At 48.5% G+C, this 17,664-nt stretch carries 16 protein-coding genes; 2 read left to right on the forward strand and 14 right to left on the reverse strand.

Annotated elements, in window-relative coordinates; all coding sequences use genetic code 11:
• Nucleotides 1-38: 38 nt before the first annotated feature.
• The 7 genes from SY83_RS08980 to SY83_RS09010 form a co-directional block, all read right to left on the reverse strand.
• Nucleotides 39-1,160: a glycosyltransferase family 4 protein gene (locus SY83_RS08980; protein WP_068605935.1), complete on the reverse strand. Its 1,122-nt coding sequence runs from the start codon at nt 1,158-1,160 to the stop codon at nt 39-41.
• Entirely contained in the window at nt 1,111-2,409 is a 1,299-nt protein-coding gene (locus SY83_RS08985; RefSeq protein ID WP_068605936.1) for a polysaccharide pyruvyl transferase family protein, read from the reverse strand. Before SY83_RS08985 ends, SY83_RS08980 begins: the two co-directional genes overlap by 50 nt.
• Complete coding sequence (locus SY83_RS08990; protein WP_068605937.1) at nt 2,363-3,736, reverse strand: O-antigen polymerase; 1,374 nt, start codon at nt 3,734-3,736, stop codon at nt 2,363-2,365. The genes SY83_RS08985 and SY83_RS08990 overlap by 47 nt, the downstream gene beginning before the upstream one ends.
• 15 nt (nt 3,737-3,751) lie before the next feature.
• Nucleotides 3,752-4,408 (reverse strand): sugar transferase, encoded by a 657-nt coding sequence (locus SY83_RS08995; RefSeq protein WP_068611007.1) that lies wholly within the window; start codon nt 4,406-4,408, stop codon nt 3,752-3,754.
• A gap of 5 nt (nt 4,409-4,413) precedes the next feature.
• Nucleotides 4,414-5,319, reverse strand: coding sequence for a UTP--glucose-1-phosphate uridylyltransferase GalU (gene galU, locus SY83_RS09000; protein ID WP_068605938.1), 906 nt, complete (start codon nt 5,317-5,319; stop codon nt 4,414-4,416).
• A 135-nt stretch (nt 5,320-5,454) separates the two neighbouring features.
• Nucleotides 5,455-6,147, reverse strand: a complete 693-nt coding sequence (locus SY83_RS09005) for a CpsD/CapB family tyrosine-protein kinase (RefSeq protein WP_068605939.1) — start codon at nt 6,145-6,147, stop codon at nt 5,455-5,457.
• Entirely contained in the window at nt 6,128-6,886 is a 759-nt protein-coding gene (locus SY83_RS09010; RefSeq protein WP_068605940.1) for a YveK family protein, read from the reverse strand. The genes SY83_RS09005 and SY83_RS09010 overlap by 20 nt, the downstream gene beginning before the upstream one ends.
• A gap of 235 nt (nt 6,887-7,121) precedes the next feature.
• Here SY83_RS09010 and SY83_RS09015 point away from each other — a divergent pair, with 235 nt between their 5' ends.
• Nucleotides 7,122-7,490, forward strand: coding sequence for a helix-turn-helix domain-containing protein (locus SY83_RS09015; RefSeq protein WP_068605941.1), 369 nt, complete (start codon nt 7,122-7,124; stop codon nt 7,488-7,490).
• Here SY83_RS09015 and SY83_RS23060 read toward each other — a convergent pair.
• Nucleotides 7,462-7,629 carry a hypothetical protein gene (locus SY83_RS23060; RefSeq protein WP_157279826.1) on the reverse strand — a complete coding sequence of 56 codons (168 nt, stop codon included), beginning with the start codon at nt 7,627-7,629 and terminating at the stop codon, nt 7,462-7,464. The genes SY83_RS09015 and SY83_RS23060 overlap by 29 nt on opposite strands.
• Before the next feature lie 580 nt (nt 7,630-8,209).
• Nucleotides 8,210-9,340 (reverse strand): metallophosphoesterase, encoded by a 1,131-nt coding sequence (locus tag SY83_RS09020; RefSeq protein WP_068605942.1) that lies wholly within the window; start codon nt 9,338-9,340, stop codon nt 8,210-8,212.
• A gap of 171 nt (nt 9,341-9,511) precedes the next feature.
• Here SY83_RS09020 and SY83_RS09025 point away from each other — a divergent pair, with 171 nt between their 5' ends.
• Nucleotides 9,512-10,534, forward strand: coding sequence for an LLM class flavin-dependent oxidoreductase (locus SY83_RS09025; protein ID WP_068605943.1), 1,023 nt, complete (start codon nt 9,512-9,514; stop codon nt 10,532-10,534).
• 58 nt (nt 10,535-10,592) lie between these two features.
• Here SY83_RS09025 and SY83_RS09030 read toward each other — a convergent pair whose 3' ends face one another.
• The 5 genes from SY83_RS09030 to SY83_RS09050 form a co-directional block, all read right to left on the reverse strand.
• Nucleotides 10,593-12,194, reverse strand: coding sequence for an ABC transporter substrate-binding protein (locus tag SY83_RS09030; protein ID WP_068605944.1), 1,602 nt, complete (start codon nt 12,192-12,194; stop codon nt 10,593-10,595).
• A gap of 56 nt (nt 12,195-12,250) precedes the next feature.
• On the reverse strand, nt 12,251-13,144 hold the full coding sequence (locus SY83_RS09035) for a carbohydrate ABC transporter permease (protein WP_068605945.1): 894 nt from the start codon (nt 13,142-13,144) through the stop codon (nt 12,251-12,253).
• 9 nt (nt 13,145-13,153) lie between these two features.
• On the reverse strand, nt 13,154-14,080 hold the full coding sequence (locus SY83_RS09040; protein ID WP_068605946.1) for an ABC transporter permease: 927 nt from the start codon (nt 14,078-14,080) through the stop codon (nt 13,154-13,156).
• 144 nt (nt 14,081-14,224) lie between these two features.
• Nucleotides 14,225-15,835 carry a response regulator transcription factor gene (locus tag SY83_RS09045; RefSeq protein ID WP_068605947.1) on the reverse strand — a complete coding sequence of 537 codons (1,611 nt, stop codon included), beginning with the start codon at nt 15,833-15,835 and terminating at the stop codon, nt 14,225-14,227.
• Nucleotides 15,828-17,582: a sensor histidine kinase gene (locus SY83_RS09050; RefSeq protein WP_157279827.1), complete on the reverse strand. Its 1,755-nt coding sequence runs from the start codon at nt 17,580-17,582 to the stop codon at nt 15,828-15,830. The genes SY83_RS09045 and SY83_RS09050 overlap by 8 nt, the downstream gene beginning before the upstream one ends.
• Between the last annotated feature and the right edge of the window lie 82 nt (nt 17,583-17,664).

The following is a 17,664-nucleotide window of genomic DNA, read 5'->3' on the forward strand; positions in this document are numbered from 1 at the left end:
ATACAAAATGTATCATATAAGTCATTGATGATTTCGAATTAACTTTGTGTTCCGGGAACGGGCAATTTCCGCCGACGGTCTGATAACACGAGCTCAAGTCCTTTACGGGAAGATACTTCCCAGGAAAATCTCGCCGCACTGGTGATCGCCGCCTTTTCCATGCGGGTTCGCAGCGCTTCGTCTACGTAGATGATCTCGATCGCTTTCTTCAGCGCGTTCACATCCCCTTGGGTGACGAAGATCCCTGCATCTTCCGCGACGGTTTCCAGACCTTCGATCTTGTAACCGACAACAGGCGTTCCGCAGGCATTCGCCTCCACGTAGGTAATGCCGAATCCTTCACGCATGCTCGGACTGGCAAACACCATGCACCGCCGGTAATAGTCCCGTTTCTCTTCTTCGCTGAGAAAACCGGCAAATTCTACCGGCGCATCACCGGCTAATGCCTTTAGCTCCTCCGTGTCGCCCGGCCCGGCTACGACTAAGCGCAGCTCGGGGTAAGTCTTGGACAGCTCCTTGAACGCGGTAATCAGATGATCCACTTTCTTTACGCCGCCCATGCGGCCGATGTAGAAGATCAGCGGTTCTTTCTTCACGCCGGCGTCCGGAGCGAAGTAAGCATTGTTCACGCCCGGCTCAATAATGCTGATGCGGTCCTCAGGAATGCCGTTTCCGGCAAGCTCATGACGGGTCAGTTCACTGACACCCACCATCTTCGTTCTGCGATAAACGACCGGGAGGACAACTTTCTCCATGAACACGCCGATGATCGCTTTCGGCAGGCTCTGGGTAGTCCAGTAATCCTTCCCTGTCAGGTGATGAACAATCGTTGTATTGTTCTTTCCCGGGCTGAGCAAAGGGGATAACATCGGAAAGGACACCATGTTCTCGATCAACCTGTCCGTGGACGACTCCAGATGCTTCTTGTAGTAAGACCAGATCGCCGCAATCGGCGTTCCGGACTTTCCTACACGAATGACTTCAATGCCATCCACATTCTCACGCGGCGGCAATCCGTATTTGTTCTCCACACCACACACGAGCGTGATGTCATGACCCTCTTTCAACCACGGAGCGGCCAAGTACTTAATGTACTCGCGCGCGCCTCCTTTATGTGGATAATTGGTTGGCCCTCTGAGCGACAAAATGGTGATCTTCATTCGTGATTTCCCCCAAGAAAGCAGATTTGTTACGAATCAGGGATTGGATCTGAGGAATCTTGCGACCCAAGTGCTCGTGCAGACGTTCGCGGGAACGCAGGCAATGATGCACCATTTCCACAATATTCGTAGGTGTGATATCTTCGATGTTCACTACATAAGGGTTCAGGTCCAGCATCTGCATGATCCCGTTTGTTTTCTTCTCGTACGCAATCGCAACCGTAGGGATTTCAGCGCCTGTGGCAAAAATGTTGGAGTGCATCCGCGTACCCACGAAAATGTAGAAACGGGAGATCAGCTCTTTAATTTCGCTTGGCGACAAATCTTCAGTCAGAATAATGAAGCTTTCTTTGACCTTATCCGGCAGCATCGCTTTAATTTCGTTCGCGATAATACGATCGTCGTCCCCGTCAAAAATAACCTGCGGGATAAACACGAAGCTTGCGTTCTTTTCCTGGGAAATACGGCGAATCAGGGTAACAACGGACTCCTTGTACTTGGCCGCTGCCGCTTCTTTATCGGCGCTTTTCGGGAAATGCCATTTCCGAACAGTCAGACCGATCAGCGTCTTGTCTTGCGGCAGACGGCTGAAGATCTCATCCACCAACGGGCTGCTTTGTTTCGGTACCATAAAGGCCAGATCCGGCGTAAATGCGAATTTATCTTTGTTCAAAAAAGTCTGGAAGTATTTCACCGTTACATCTTCGCGAGGATAAACATAATCCAGACGCTTCAACACGGTTTCGGTAATTTTCTTAATGATTTTGTTCGTCGGGGGCTCAACGGAGGTTCCCCATAACACGACTTTGCGTTTGAGGAAGGTGGCCAGGAAAATCTGGTGCAAATGAATCAAGCTGTTAAACTTGTTACCGCCCAGGAAGCCGCCGCCGCATACGATGATGAGGTCGCTGTCCTTCAACGTCTTCAACGAAGCATGATTGTTAATGAAGAGTCCGCGGAACAGGAAGAACATAATCATCTGGTAGACCGAAATGAATGCCAGTTTGCTGATCGCGATGAGCTTTCCGATCTTGGTTTTTTTGAACGGATAAGGATTCAGCAGGTTGGTCTTTACCGATTTCACATTGGGCAGCTTGCTGTAACGGGAATAATCCACTTCCGGTGTGAAGGATAGAATATGGATTTCCGGTTTATCCACCACGGCGTTGATCTCGTTCAAATGCCCCATCAGAATGCCGGCATCACCTTTGTTGTACCATGTGTAGGCGTTCATGATTGTAATTTTCATAATTTGGTTTCTCCCCGTTCCTTGGCAATAGTTGTTTATTTGGGTTCATGCTAAGTCTTATTCGAATAGCGACCATCACGAGGATGGCGAAGAAGGAAAGCCATGCCGGAAAAAATCTTCCGGAGGTAAAATAAATGTATCTCGGAAGCTCCGTAAGTCCCAGAAACCAGATCGGATACAGGAACGCGCCGAACATATACCCTTTTTGAAACAACGTATAGATCGAACCTGTAATGATGCCCAGCAGCAGGAAGAACGTTCCCGTGCCGATGATGCCGTAGTCCTGGTAGGGTAACATCATGCCTGACGGATTGTTATACTCAGGATTGCCCATCGTGTACAGCACATTCTTGACCGTATCTTCCGGATTGACATACCATGTGCCCGTGTACACCGAATCCATTAACGGGAATTTCCAAAGCCATTCCAGTGTGAAGAAAGGAAAGGGATTCGACCCCGCACCCAGCTCCTGCAGATACAGCATGCCGGTGTTGAGCGCGTTCACGTAGTAACCCATGAACCGGGTAGTGATAAAATCGAAGTACGACGGATACACGTTTACGTAGTAGTTGATCCATGACCGGAAATACTCCCCGATGCCAAACAGGGTAATGACGAAGAGAAAACCGATCAACGGAAAGGTGGAGATGAACCGAATCTTCTTTCCTTCGCGCAGGCGCATCACTACGTAAATGACCATACCCGGCACCAGCAGCTCCAGAATCGCTAACCGTTCCGAGAAGAAGATGGCCCGAAACACCGCCAGCAAGAAAATGACGACAATCATCTTCTTAATTGTTTTATCCTTGTACAAATAGGTGTAGTACACCGCAAGCACCATGAAGGGTACGCAGAAATTCGTAAGCGACGTAACCCCCGATACCTTCGTCATGAACTTATGCTTAATGTCGAAGATGGCGCCTTGCTCCCCGGTAAGTACAGCAATGAATGTTGCGGGTGTCGCGCCGTTCTGAACCAGCATCAGTCCCCAGAGCATATAGCCGAGCAGCGTTATGCCGAACAAGGCGAATATGACCTTGCGGTAAAAGCCTGCTTGCCGGTCGAAGTTGCTGTAGAAGGCTGTGTTTTTTCTTAGCGACTTCCACAGCATCATGGCCAGCAGGCAGCCGAGAATGAACGACAACAGCGGCATTAAGGCATAGACCACGTTGTTTAACTGTATATACTTTGTAACTCTATAGTAGATATGGTAATTCTCCGCAGGAATCGCCATCGCGCCAGAGATGATCAAGGTGCCGAACATACCGAGCAGGACGGCCGGGTTCAACCACCATACGTTGGTGCTGTGCATTGGACGATCGTTCACGGAATCCACTCCTTCTTAGAACGCGTTCTTTGAACCGGTAAGCGCCTTAATTGTTTTTAGAATAATCATAATGTCGTTCTTGATACTCTTCGTGCGGATATACTGCAGATCCAGCTCCACCATTTCTTCAAAGCCTACGGAGTTTCTCGCGCCGCACTGCCATAATCCCGTGCAACCCGGGGTAACCGTCAGGCGTTGTTTCTGATAAGCCGTATATTCATCTACTTCACGCTGTAAGGGCGGACGCGGTCCGACAAGGCTCATCTCGCCTTTCAACACATTCCACAACTGCGGAAGCTCGTCGATGCTGGTCTTGCGGATGAAAGCGCCGATCCGGGTTACCCTCGGGTCGTTCTTCATCTTGAACATGGCGCCGCTGACTTCGTTCTGTTCCAGCAATTTATCAAGTAACTTCTCCGCATCTGTAACCATGGAACGGAATTTAAACATCATGAACGGGTTCTCGTTCTTGCCGATCCTCTTCTGTTTGAAGAATACCGGTCCCTTCGGATCCTCCCACTTGATGAGGATCGCTACTAATGCGAACAATGGCAGTGCCAGCAGCAATCCGATGGAAGCTCCGCAGATATCCATGATCCGTTTCATCATGAGATAGCCTGCGCTCTCCGTCTTGCGGGTTAGCCTAATCGCCTCATTGTTTGGATTGACCATATTCATTACTCTTCACCCCGTGTCGTTAATATAGAGTTCATGTGAACCCGTTCCAGAATTTCCTCCATGGCGGTAATCAGCGGAAAGCGAATTTCTTTATTTAGCAGCGCGAACTCGAGTGTCGTTGTGATGAAACCCAGCTTCTCACCGACATCGTATCTTGCGCCTTCAAAGTCGTATGCGTACACGCCTTCTTCTTCATTCAACCGTTGGATCGCATCGGTCAGCTGAATTTCGCCGCCTGCTCCTGTTTCTTGCAAAGCCAGATACTTGAAGATGCCCGGAGTCAGTACGTAACGTCCCATGATAGCCAGGTTGGAAGGCGCTTTGCCGATCGGCGGCTTCTCCACGAAATTGCGCACCGTGCTGAGCCTTCCTTGTGAATCAATCGGATCCACGATGCCGTAACGGTTCGTTTCTTCAAAGGAAACCGGTTGAACGCCGATTACGGAATGCTGCGTCTGTTCATACTGCTGAATCAGTTGCCGGATGCATGGCGTTTCCGCTCTTACGATATCATCACCGAGCAATACGGCGAACGGCTCATCGCCGATGAAGTTACGGGCGCACCATACGGCGTGTCCCAATCCTTTAGGTTCTTTTTGACGAATATAATGAATCTCTACTTTGGAGGAACGGCGCACTTCGTCCAGTAACGCTAACTTTCCTTTTTCCATCAGATTCTGTTCCAATTCGAATGCGTTGTCGAAGTGATCTTCGATGGCGCGCTTGCCTTTACCGGTGACGATAATAATGTCTTCAATTCCTGACGCTACACATTCCTCCACAATGTACTGAATGGTAGGCTTGTCTACAATCGGGAGCATTTCCTTGGGCATGGCTTTCGTGGCCGGCAGAAACCTTGTACCTAAACCAGCAGCAGGGATAATTGCTTTTTTAACTTTTCTCATCCTCATCACCCATCCGTTTCTATATATATATAGTTGTGGTTTGGAACCACTTGAAACCTGCTTGATGATACATTTTGTATCTAACAAGACGTGCAATTACCTTTTTGTTCAAGATAATTACATTAAGCAGTGATCCTACTTCGCATCGGCTCCGTAATAATAGTAGTACTCCGTGTCCGCATCCGCGCGCTTCTTGTTGTTGAGTACCACTCCAAGCATATTCGCGTGAACATGGTCAAGACTTGACTTCGCTTTCTGAACCAGCGACCTCTTCGTTGTCGTCGAGTTGATCACCAGCAGTACACCGTCGCTGAAGGAAGAAACGATTAACGCGTCTGTCACGGCTAGGATCGGAGGCGTATCCAGGACGATCATATCAAATTCTTCTCGAAATTGTTCCATCAGGGATGTCATCTTCTTAGATGCCAGCATTTCTGACGGGTTTGGCGGTATAGGACCTGAAGTAATGACTGTGAGGTTCTCCACGCCTGTGTCCCGATATATATCTTTCGCGGTGAAATTCCCGGATAGTACATTGGTTAAGCCGTTGCGGTTATGAACGGCAAACCGGGCATGCACCGTTGGTTTGCGCAAATCACAATCCATCAGGAGTACTTTCTTCCCCTCCTGAGCGTAGACAATGGCCAGATTTGCAGCTGTAGTACTCTTGCCTTCTCCCGGAACAGCAGATCCCACCATAACCACCTGCACCGAAGTATCAATGGCTGAAAACTGAATGTTTGTACGCAGGCTGCGGTAGGCTTCCGATATAGGAGAATGAGGATTGCTTTCAGTAATTAAAATCTGGTTACTGGTTGATTGTCGCATATCCCGCTTCACCTACTCTCTTGTAGTGTTTCGTCGATTTAGGAGCCATGTCGCTTTTCGTCATCGTATGAACGACAGCCAAGGTATTGAGTCCCAAGAACCTTTCCACATCTCTTTCCGTCTTAAAGGTGTCATCCAGCAGTTCGAGAGCGAATGCCAGACCAACGGACAGAATCAGTGATAATACAAACGCTACAATGATATTGAGAATCTTGTTCGGAGCTACGGGAACCGGTACACCCTCGGTCGTGGCGTAATTCAGAATCATGACGTTGTCAATCTTCATAATGGAAGGAATTTGTTCTTTAAACACAACGGAAATCGCGTTCGCCGTGTCCGCCGCCTTCTCATAGGAGGTATCCCGAACCTTCACGGTCATGATTTGTGTGGCATTTACCGAACTTACGGATATTTTCTTGTTAAGCTGTGCAACGCTTGTCTCCAGTTGAGGATATTTAGCCGTTACCTTATCCAGGATCGCTGGTGTTTTAATAATCTCCTTATATGTGTCCACCAGCTTCATATTGGAGTTGATGCGCTCTTCCAGTTTGGTTTGTCCGAGCATTGAAGAATCTTCCCTGAGATTAACGATTAGCTTTGTTGATGCCTCATAGGTCGGCTTGATCATCATGTAGCTGTACAACCCAGCTGCGATTGTTGTGATTAACACAATCGCTACAATCAGCCACAATCTGCGTTTTAATGTGTTCACGTAATCCTTCAACTCACTCGTCTCCATTGTCGTCCTCCAAATGTTAATATTTAGTTAAAATGGATTTGTAAGTAAATCATATTTCGATAAGATGTACTATATGTTACATTTCGTATCATGTCAAACAAAAATATATTAAGAATTCGATAATTAGATACATTTTGTATTATAATATGCATTTTTTTGACCATGATATAGTCAAGTACGAACAAATAATGGATAATGAATATAGATTATAAACACTTAAAGGGGGGCATTCCACATGCCTTATGGGACGATCATTCACAACCTTCGGGAACGAAGAGGACTTACTCAGGAGGAACTATCCAACCGCCTGGGAATTTCTAGAGCTGCTTTATCCCATTACGAAACTAACCGCAGAGAGCCCGATTATGAAACGTTAACTAAAATTGCCGATCTATTCGACGTAAGCATTGACTATTTAATTGGCCGTACACATAATCCCAACAATACACTTGAGCCGGAAGTCAGGGAATTTGTTGATGAACTTGAACTTTCCGATGAGGAATTGCTGAAGAAGTATTCCCTCACGATTGATGGCATGAAGTTAACTAAGGATGAGGCCAAACGATTTATTGCTTTCATCCGAGCGGATAGGTCCATCCGTTAGGGTGGCTATTCTTCCTTTCCGGCATGTTCTTGCTTAATACGGCTTTAGACTGTTCCGCTGAGATTGTAATCCCTAATTGTTCCATAATCTTACGAATGTCTAAATGAATTTTGTTTTCCTGCGTTTTATTCTCTTCCATCCTATTCTCTCCTATCCCCGTATATTCAGGGCTTCGTATGGATCTCTCTACATCTGGGCTGTCGCGTCTGTGGAAACTAATGTAAGGTTATCTTACTTGCAGTTAACTTCTGCTGACCGCGCGGTGTGGATCATGCCTGTCGAATAAGAAAATATGATAGTTTTCTTTACAAACCAACTCTCCTATAAGCATATCTTGACCTGATACCGTAAATCTACGTCCTTTTATCCCTAATTGTTCGGAATTTATTAGGTCCCGCCTACTGTATCTATTTTGATAAAGCGTTTACTTGTCCGGACTGTGCTAAACGTCATGCTCCCTAAGACATGTTTGACAAGATTCAGCACCATCTTCTGCCATTAACTGACACGTCTAGTCCGGAACTCCTTAAAACGCCTTCTACCCCCTCAAATTACCGGTATTGTACGAACTTGCTTTACCAGAGTCTTTACATAATATTCACATGATTCTTTGTCTTTCTGTTTACATTTTAACGAACATATGTTCTTATATCAAGGGTAAAATGGTCTATTTTGGAACTAAAAAACCTCCATGCTTTAGCGCACAGAGGTTCTTTGAATTACCTTTTTTCGAGATGAATGACGATCTCCAGAATCTCAGCGCGGCTCGCCAGACGGATCGGCGGTCCCCATGTGCCAAACCCGGAAGAAACGAAGGCATGCATGGAACCTTTCAGCTTATAGCCCCAATCCAGTTCGAACAGCCGTCGGGTCACCCAATGATTTGGCGCGAATTGTCCACGGTGGGTGTGCCCCGAGAGCATAACATCCGCACCGGCCGCCGCCGCTTTATCCAAGTGATACGGCTGGTGATCGAGCAGAATGATGGGCAGTTCCGGGTTCGTCTGGGCTAGCAGTACATCCACCGGTAATCGTCCGTTGGGATCCGCAGCTTCGGCTGTTTTGTCCTTACGACCGGCGATTTGAAACAGACCTTCCACTTCCACAACCTCATCCCGCAGCACCGGAATTCCCGTTTGCCTCATGACTTCGATATATCGATCCATACTGCCGCCGTAATATTCATGATTGCCCAGAATAGCATATGTTCCGTACGTCGTCTGAATTCGCTTAAGCGCCTCGGGCATGTTCAACCGAATAAAAGGCTCCACTACATCATCAATGATATCTCCGGGTAATAATAAAAGATCCGGCTTCATCAAGTTCACGGCGCGGACGAGCTTCTCCATATGCTTATTGCTTACGATATCCCCCAAATGCAAATCGGACGCCACAGCTATTCTCAACTGTTTCAGGTCACCGGCGCGCTTACTAATCGTAATGTGATGTGTTCGTACAATGGGCGTACGCGCATTCCAGGAACCTCTCAGCATCAGCAACGTGAGAATACCCACAACGGACCATCCAATCACGGGTATATATATAGAAGCATTGGCATGTTGACTGTGCAAGATCCAGACAGTGAAGTCCGCAAGGGGCAACAACAGAATGGCGAATTCCATCACGGCAAAATAATATGACCCCACCCGCTTCAGCCCGCGCCCCAACCCTCCGCCTGGGATTCGGGTGCGACCCAGAATATAAGCAAACACGATGAGAGTAAAGATCATCCAATACAGAACTGGTGGGATGGGGTTATTATAATAGTCAAGCAGCAGATATCCGTTCCAGCCGATATAGAAATTCAGGGCGAGATATGCAAAGAAAAACAGGATAATCGGAAACAGCATGATTTTCTCCTTCTATATATATAGTTGATATAGATTAGTACATCATGATTTTATCATAGCTGAACCGCCCATGATAGCTAGGTTGCAATCGCATTTGCTCGGTGTGCTGAAATGATGTACATTTAATAAGTAACTTTCCATAAATAAGTCTTAAACTTGAGGTGAATAGATATGACTGCGAACAAAATAAAGCTCAGTGTACTGGATCAGTCCCAGATTAATGAAGGAAGCACCGCGCGCGATACCCTGCTGGAAACCACCCGGCTGGCTCAGGAAGCGGATCAGCTAGGCTATACCCGCTTCTGGGTGTCGGAGCATCATGCCTCCAAAGCGCTTGCGCATTCCAGCCCCGAAGTGCTCATAGCGCATATGGCCGCCATGACCCGGCGCATCCGTCTCGGCTCCGGCGGGATTATGCTTACGCATTACAGCGCCTATAAAGTCGCTGAGAATTTCCGACTGCTGGAAGCCTTGCATCCCGGCCGTATTGATCTGGGCACAGGCCGCGCTCCAGGAGGCATGCCCTTGTCCACAAGGGCGTTGCAGGAAGGAAAGCGCAACGAAGTCGATTTATATCCGCGTCAAATCAAGGATTTGCACGGATATCTGAATGACGCGCTGCCACCGGAGCATCGCTTTGCGGGGTTGGAAGCTTCGCCTTCCATCCCCACTTCGCCGGATATCTGGCTCTTGGGTTCGAGCATGGGCACGGCCCGGATCGCCGCTGAACTCGGCGCGTCTTACGCCTATGCCCAATTCTTCGGTGTTCCCGGCAGCGATCAGGCCATCCAGGATTACCTGACGCATTTCAAGCCGTCCGCGATGAATGCGAAACCCCATACGCTCGCAGCCATTATGGTGATTTGCGCGGATACGGAAGAAGAAGCGAACCGGCTGGCACTCAGCTCCGATTTATTCTTCCTCAGCCTGGAGAAAGGCCGGTTGCTCGATACCTTCCCTTCGGTGCAGACGGCCGCGGATTATCCTTATACGCCTTATGATCTGGAGCACTTAAACGCCCGCAGGCACCGCCGTGTCATCGGAACACCGGAGCAAGTGAAAGCCCGCCTTACAGAAATGAGCGAGCTATACGGGACGGATGAGTTTATGATTGTCACCCCCGTGCATAACTTCGCGGCTCGGGTGAAGTCCTATCGGTTAGTTGCTGAAGTGATGGGTCTGCCATCGGAATAAAAGTACGCAAAAAAGGAAAGCAGCGACTTGGCTACTTTCCCTTTTTTGCGTATTTAACCTATTTCCCGTTCGCCGCGCGCCATGCATCCAGCTGCTTCTGCGCTTCAGCCACAACTTTGTCAATTCCCGCTGCTTTCAGCTTATCTTGCAGCTTCGGCAACTGCGTTTCCGGCTCCAACTGGCCGGACAACAAGCCGGGATCGAACGTCTTACGAACATTCGCAATGGCGACAAGCTCATTCTTCACCGGCTCGGAATCGAATACGAAGCCGAGCATCGCAGACGGCTTCTGAGCCGTCAATTCATTGAACTTCTCATAGTTCTCATATTTCTTAATATCCTCGCCAACCCTAGTGTAGTTCAGCATCTGGTTCCCAATCTGCCACATGTTATCGTGGTAGAAGCCGACCGTGTCCGCCTTCTGGCCTTCCGGCAATGCGACTTGACCGTCTTTCAACACATAGTGCTTTCCTTCCACGCCGTAGTTGAACAGCGTCAACAGCTCTTTATCCTTAAAGAACAGATTCAGGAACATCATGGCGCGATCAGGATCCTCCGATGTCTTGGAGATCGCCTGCATGGTAGCCGCCATCTTCCCTGTACGCAAGCCGTCAATGTTAAGAGGCACTTGAATCAGTTCCACGCCGATGGCAGCGGAGCGTCCTGGCATGGGCGCAACCGATCCGACGTTGGCATCCGCTACGATCTCGACATCCGTACCCACCGCGGAGAACGCTTTACCTGACTTGATCTTCGTCCAGTAGTCCAAACCCGGTGTCGTCGCATCCTGATTCAGATATCCCGCCTTGAACCACTTGCGGTTCAGCTTCGCCAGCTCCAGATAACGCGGTGTATCATACATGCTTACAACCTTGAATTGATCTTCCGAATTATCGCTCTTTAAATACAGACCGACAGGATCAATGATCATATCCATATCCCCTGTTCCAAAATAAGCGCTTAGCGCGAAGCTCACGCCAACCGTTGGTGTAACGCCGGGCTCGTTCTTCTTGATCGTTTCCAGCATCGGTTCCACCTTGGAAATATCCCCGTCCTTGAATACACTCAAGTCAAACTTATATTTCTCCACGAGATCTTTACGAAACGCAATGCCTTGCAACCCGCCCAGCTCCTGATGCGTATGGATGCCGTAAAGCTTGCCTCCCCGCATTGCTGCTCCGTGATAATCCTTCTCCACGGCTTCAATATCCGGACCGTGCTTCGCCAGTAATTCATCAAGCGGAAGCAGTGCGCCCTTGTTCACTTGTTGATCGAAGCCCATCCAGTTGGCTGTAAAGAGCAGATCGAATTTCTCCCCGGACGCCATCATCAGATTGGTCTTATCCGCCCAGGCGCCCCAATCCACCGGGTTCAGTTTAACCGTCACATTCATTTCCGGGTACGTTTCTTTCATATAATCATTCATCGCTTCTTGTACAGTGGACAGATCATTCTGTGTATTATCGGGGTAGACCATCACAATCTCGTAAGGCTTTAACTTGCCTTCCGCTTCGCCTTGCGCGCCTTCCTTGGTACCGTTAGTGCCTTTCTCCGCCGGAGTATTGCCAGCTCCATTGTTATTGGAACAACCGGACAAGACAAGAACGAAAGCCAACAGCAATGCAAGTGTAATGCCTGTAACCTTCTTGAACTCCTTCATGTTAAGACCCTCCCATATATGTTATAGCATCTATACTAAATCGGCGAAAGCCGCATCTAGCCTTTGACCGCGCCAACCGTTAAGCCTTTGACAAAATATTTCTGAATAAAAGGAAACACGAGCGCAATCGGTCCGATGGCAAGGATCGCCATGGCCATTCGAATCGATTCCAGCGGAGGCTGCGTCTTGATGGTGGAGTTTGCCATGCTAGAGGTGCTCGCCAGGTTTGCCAGGAATGAGTCGTTCATTAACGTTTTTTGCAAGAAATATTGCAGGCTGTACAGGTTCTGGTTGTTTATAAACACGAGCGAAGTGAACCAGTCGTTCCAGTACGCCACCGTTGTGAATAATCCGATGGTCGCCATTACGGGAAGAGACAAAGGAAGAATGATGCTGTAATACGTTCGATATTCGCTGGCCCCGTCCATCTGTGCGGAATCAATCAGGGAGGGCGGTATGCTGTTGGTAAAGAAAGTACGCATAATAAGCACGTTAAAACCGCTTAGCAACCCCGGAATAATGAGCGCCAGCAACGTATCCTGCAGATTCAGCATTCGGGTGTACACGAGGTACCACGGAAGCAATCCGCCGTTGAACAGCATGGTGAAGAAGACGAAGAAGCTTAGAAATCCCTGCAGAGGGAAATCCTTGCGAGACAAGGTGTACGCCATGGCGGACGTGATGATGAGACTCAAGACTACACCGGTCAGCGTGACGAAGATGGATACGCCGTAAGCCCGAACAATTGGCTCCGCATCATTCGCCAGATATTGGTACGCAGTCAGGTCCCACTGCGCCGGCCAGAAACGATATCCGTCCCGGTCCAGAACGTCCTGGTTCGTCAAGGAAACCACAAGCACCAACCAGAACGGAATGATGCAGGCTACGGAACTTATTAAGAAAAATACGGTAATAGCCGGATGTGTCGATGCTCGGTTACGGTTCTTCATAACTTCCTCCTAGAACAAGGCATTTTCTTTATTGATTCGGCGCACAACCAGGTTAACGGAGATGACGAGGATGAACCCCACAATGGATTGAATGAGACCCGCCGACGATGCCAGTCCCGTGTCGCCGGTAACCAGCAACGCGTTGTACACATAAGTATCAATGACATCCGTCGTAGGCTTGAGCATGCCATTCGCCATCGTAGCCTGATAGAACAAGCCGAAATCCGCATTGAAGATTCTGCCGATTGAAAGTAAAGTCAGAATGATGATGACCGGGGTAATAAGCGGTAACGTAATGTGAAGCACCTGCTTCCACTTTCCCGCACCGTCAATGGTAGCGGCTTCATAGTACTCCTGATCAATTCCGACGATAGCCGCCAAATACACTACCGCTAAATATCCTACGGACTTCCAGGTATTGACCAACGTAAGGATGTATGGCCAATGCTCCGGCGAAGCGTACCAAGGAACAGGCTCTTTCCCTACACGTTCGAGTATCGCGTTGTTGACATAACCGAACTCATGATTCAAGAAAGCGTAGACGAGGTAGCCTACGATGACCATAGAGATGAAATAAGGCAGCAACATCGTACTCTGATACAATTTGGCCATGAACTTGTGCTTTACTTCATTCAGCAGTACCGCAATGAGCACAGCCAATGCGGTGTTAATCACCAGGAAAGCCAAATTGTACAGAAGTGTGTGCTTAATAATGATCCAGACATCGTTGGATGCGAACAAAAACTTGAAATTATCGAAACCGACCCAGTCGCTTCCGAAAATACCGTCGGTATAATTCAGATCGACGAATGCCAACAACACACCGGCCATAGGCAGATAGTTATTGATCAACAACAGCAAAATGCCCGGCAGAGCCAGTACCATCAGAGACCGCAGCTTCCATATTTTTCGCAGATTATACGGGGTACCACCCATGTGACTCACCTTTTTCTCCATTGAATTGATTTTATAATACGAAATTAAACCGTTTTCACCCACCACTTTTGTGTCTAGGCTCTGCCTCTTTTGTGACATAACCACATAAAAAAAACCGCACAATTGTGCGGCTACATCGCAGAATTAACTGCTTCGGTTCCGGTAATCGTGCGGATTAACACCGAACTGCTTCTTGAACATTTTGGCGAAATGCGAGAAGTTGGAATACCCCAGTTGAAGGGCGATCGTGCTTACGGTCTGCTCTGTGCTGTTCAATAACTCCTTGGCGCGATTCATTCGGGTTTCGATCATGAAATCAATCAGACTTTGCTCCGTCTCCCGTTTGAACAACCTCGACAGGTAAGCCGGGTTTAGCCTGACGCTCGCGGCGACGTCTTCTCTGGAAATATCCTCTTCAATGTGATCCTGAATATATTGGACCGCCTTATGGATAATCCCGTCCGATTCCGCCCGGGCGAAGGCGGCATCATATGCGGCTGCCGTCAGGTTGAAAGCCCAGGTGCGAAGTTGGGCTAAACTCCTTATCTGTACTGTGGTCCACAAGGAGAAATTCGGAATCTGATTAACACGGATCCCTTTCATATGCAGGAAATGACAGGTGACTTGGGTGATGTCGTACACGACATTCTCCATCTGCTTTCTCTGAATATCCCCCCTGCGCTCCAATTCCGCCACCAAGCCGTCCACCATGCTCAACATCTTGACGCGATTTCCCGACATCAATGTATGCGTCCATTCCTGCACGTCAATGACCGTAAGCGGTGAAACAACCACCGGCGCAGCGAACACGGCTTCATCATATTGCAGTACGGCATTCGGATGGGCGAGATTCGTCCGCTCCATTCCCTTCAAATGATCGCACATGCCGGCAAGCTCCTGAAGCGGAGTGAAGGTTCCGATGTAACAAGACACTTTGCAATAAAAGTATGATCTGTACGCTTCCAAGAGGCTGCCGCACTTCACGGACCATTCCGCTATGGAAGCCGGGGAGCGCCTAGGCTCCGGGGCATAGATCAGGGCGATGAGAACGCCCGTATAATCATAGAGAACATGTCCTGCGTGATTCTCCAGAAAAGTTTCTTCCGCCGCCTTCTTCAGCGCGTATTCCATGATGCGGACATGGTTATCATCAAGCGGCTTCTCCCATTCTTCCACAGAAATCAAGATGGGAAGGACGGCATGTTCCGGCGATAGCGGCAACTCGGCATCTTGCAACGACCGCTCCAGGAAGTCGCCGAAAGACAAGATGCGGCGCGATAGGAAATCCTGCCAGAACCGCTCGGCCAGCACGGGCTGCTGCTTCGTCCAGAGCGAGTGGTACTTCTGATACATGGCGTTATATTGTTGAACCCTTCGTTTCTCGTCGATGTGTTCCATCATTCTTTCGATAACTTTAAACAATTCCTCGCGCTCCACCGGCTTTAACAGATAATCGAAACTACCCAGCGACACGGCTTGCTTGGCGTAAGCGAATTCGGAATGGCATGTGAGAAATAACGTTTCCGTATGTGAAGAGTGTTCGTTAACCCAGTGTACCAGGCTAAGACCGTTTTCATCAGGCATCTCAATGTCACAGATCAACATATCTATGGTGTTCTCTGTGATCACCCTTCGCGCTTCTTTCGTATGAAGGGCCACGTGAACTTCTTGCACGCCCAACGAATCCCAATCCAGAGCATTGCGAATCCCTTCTGCCGCAAATTTCTCATCATCTACAATCAGCACTTTATACATTTTCACCCATCCCATCCTTTCGGGGGAGCACAAGCTGAACCACGGCCCCGCCCAGCTCTGCGTTCCTAAACGACAACTCCGTTTCGCATTTCCCGTAACGCAGCTGCAATCGTTTCCTCACATTCCAGATGCCTATACTGGATTCGGCGGTCGAAGGCTGATAACCTTCGTCATTCAAGGCGGTCACTTGCTCGTCCGTAAACCCGTGACCGTTATCTTCAATGATCACGCGAAACCGACGATCGTCACCCTCGATCATTCCAACAGCAATAGAGAGCCGGAAAACCTGATCCCGCACACTCATCCCGTGAATCATGCCATTTTCCACAAACGGCTGAACGATTAACGAAGGAATAAGAACCGAACCCAACTCTTGCTCAACCCTGATTTCAAAATCAAACATATCCTGAAAGCGCATCTTCTGAATCTCAAGATAGTTCGTAATGTGCGCAATCTCTTGTTGAATTGTAATCGAATCGCGTCCCGATGTCATAAGAAACCGGAAATAGTTTACAAGAAGGCTCACCGTCTTCTTAATAAGATCCTTGCGCTCCGTATCGGCCAGATGAAAGATGATATTCAGCGTATTCAGGAAAAAGTGCGGGTTAATCTGTGTTTGCAGGTGTTTAAATTCCGCCTTCTGGGCGCGTATACGCTCTTCATATACCCCGATCTTCAGATTCGTAATTTCGTCCATCATACTGTTAAACCCCTGATTAATAATGGAGAAATCAAGCACCTTCGTATCGGCCAACCTGGCGTCAATATCCCCTGTCTTCACTCTGCGAATGACATTAAGCAACTGACGGATCGGCTTCAGTATCAGTTTACGAAGCATCACCAAATAAAGAAGCAACAGTACAAGCACCACCATCGGTAGCATTGTGAAGGCGGCCTGGAAGTAATCCAGCCCCCGAAGCAAGTCTGTGCGCGGCAGAACGACAGCCAGCTGCAGCGGCGTTCGGTCCGAGTGATTATGGACGACGAACAGCTCCTTTCCTCCCGATTCCACTTCGAAATAGTCGGGCTTGTCCAACTGATCCTTCGGGAGAATCAGTTCATCCAGATTCTCCTTCTTATTGGCGGACAGAATCGTACCGTCGTCATGCACGAACATCAGCCTTCCTTCCGTCCCCAGATCCAGACCGGAGAGCGGCTTGGTTAAACTGTTTAAGTTAATCAACGCGCCGATAAACGCGCCGTTATCAAGTTCATCGCTACCGAGACGGAATAAGAAGTGATCTCCGCCCAAGCGGATAATGTTCCACTTGTACAGATATGGTTTCATATCCTGCTCGCGAAACATGGTTCCTACCTCTTCCCGAATGCTTTCGGAATAATCCGCCGACACGCCCGGCATGGACGTTGTAAACAGACTTTGGTTAGGCGCCGAATAGACAAAGTACATATCGACAATGTGATAGTAGGATTGATGTGCCGCGTTACGTTGCATCAACCCAATCTGGGCATAGAAATGGTCCGCGTCCGTTAAACCGGGCTGACCAAACTTCAGGAAATTCTCGTCCTGATTAACAATAATATAAATGTTGCTGGAGATGTCGTCTAAACTTTTGTCAATCATACGAATGTTGGAATCTACTAAATTCTGATAGGAATGTGCGACTTGCGTCAACACGATGTCTTTCGCATAATGACCGACGGCAAACAGAATGATTAGCAATGGCAACAATACCGCGACAAAAATCAACGTTAATCGAGAGCTTAAGGAGATGAACTTGCCGTTCAACGTGTCTCCTCCAATCTGTTAAGGGAATGAATGTCACAAAATAACCTCGATGATGTCACAAAACGCATAGCCGTTCACCTTC

Origin of the sequence: Paenibacillus swuensis (assembly GCF_001644605.1) — a bacterium.
Lineage (GTDB): Bacteria > Bacillota > Bacilli > Paenibacillales > DY6 > Paenibacillus_N > Paenibacillus_N swuensis.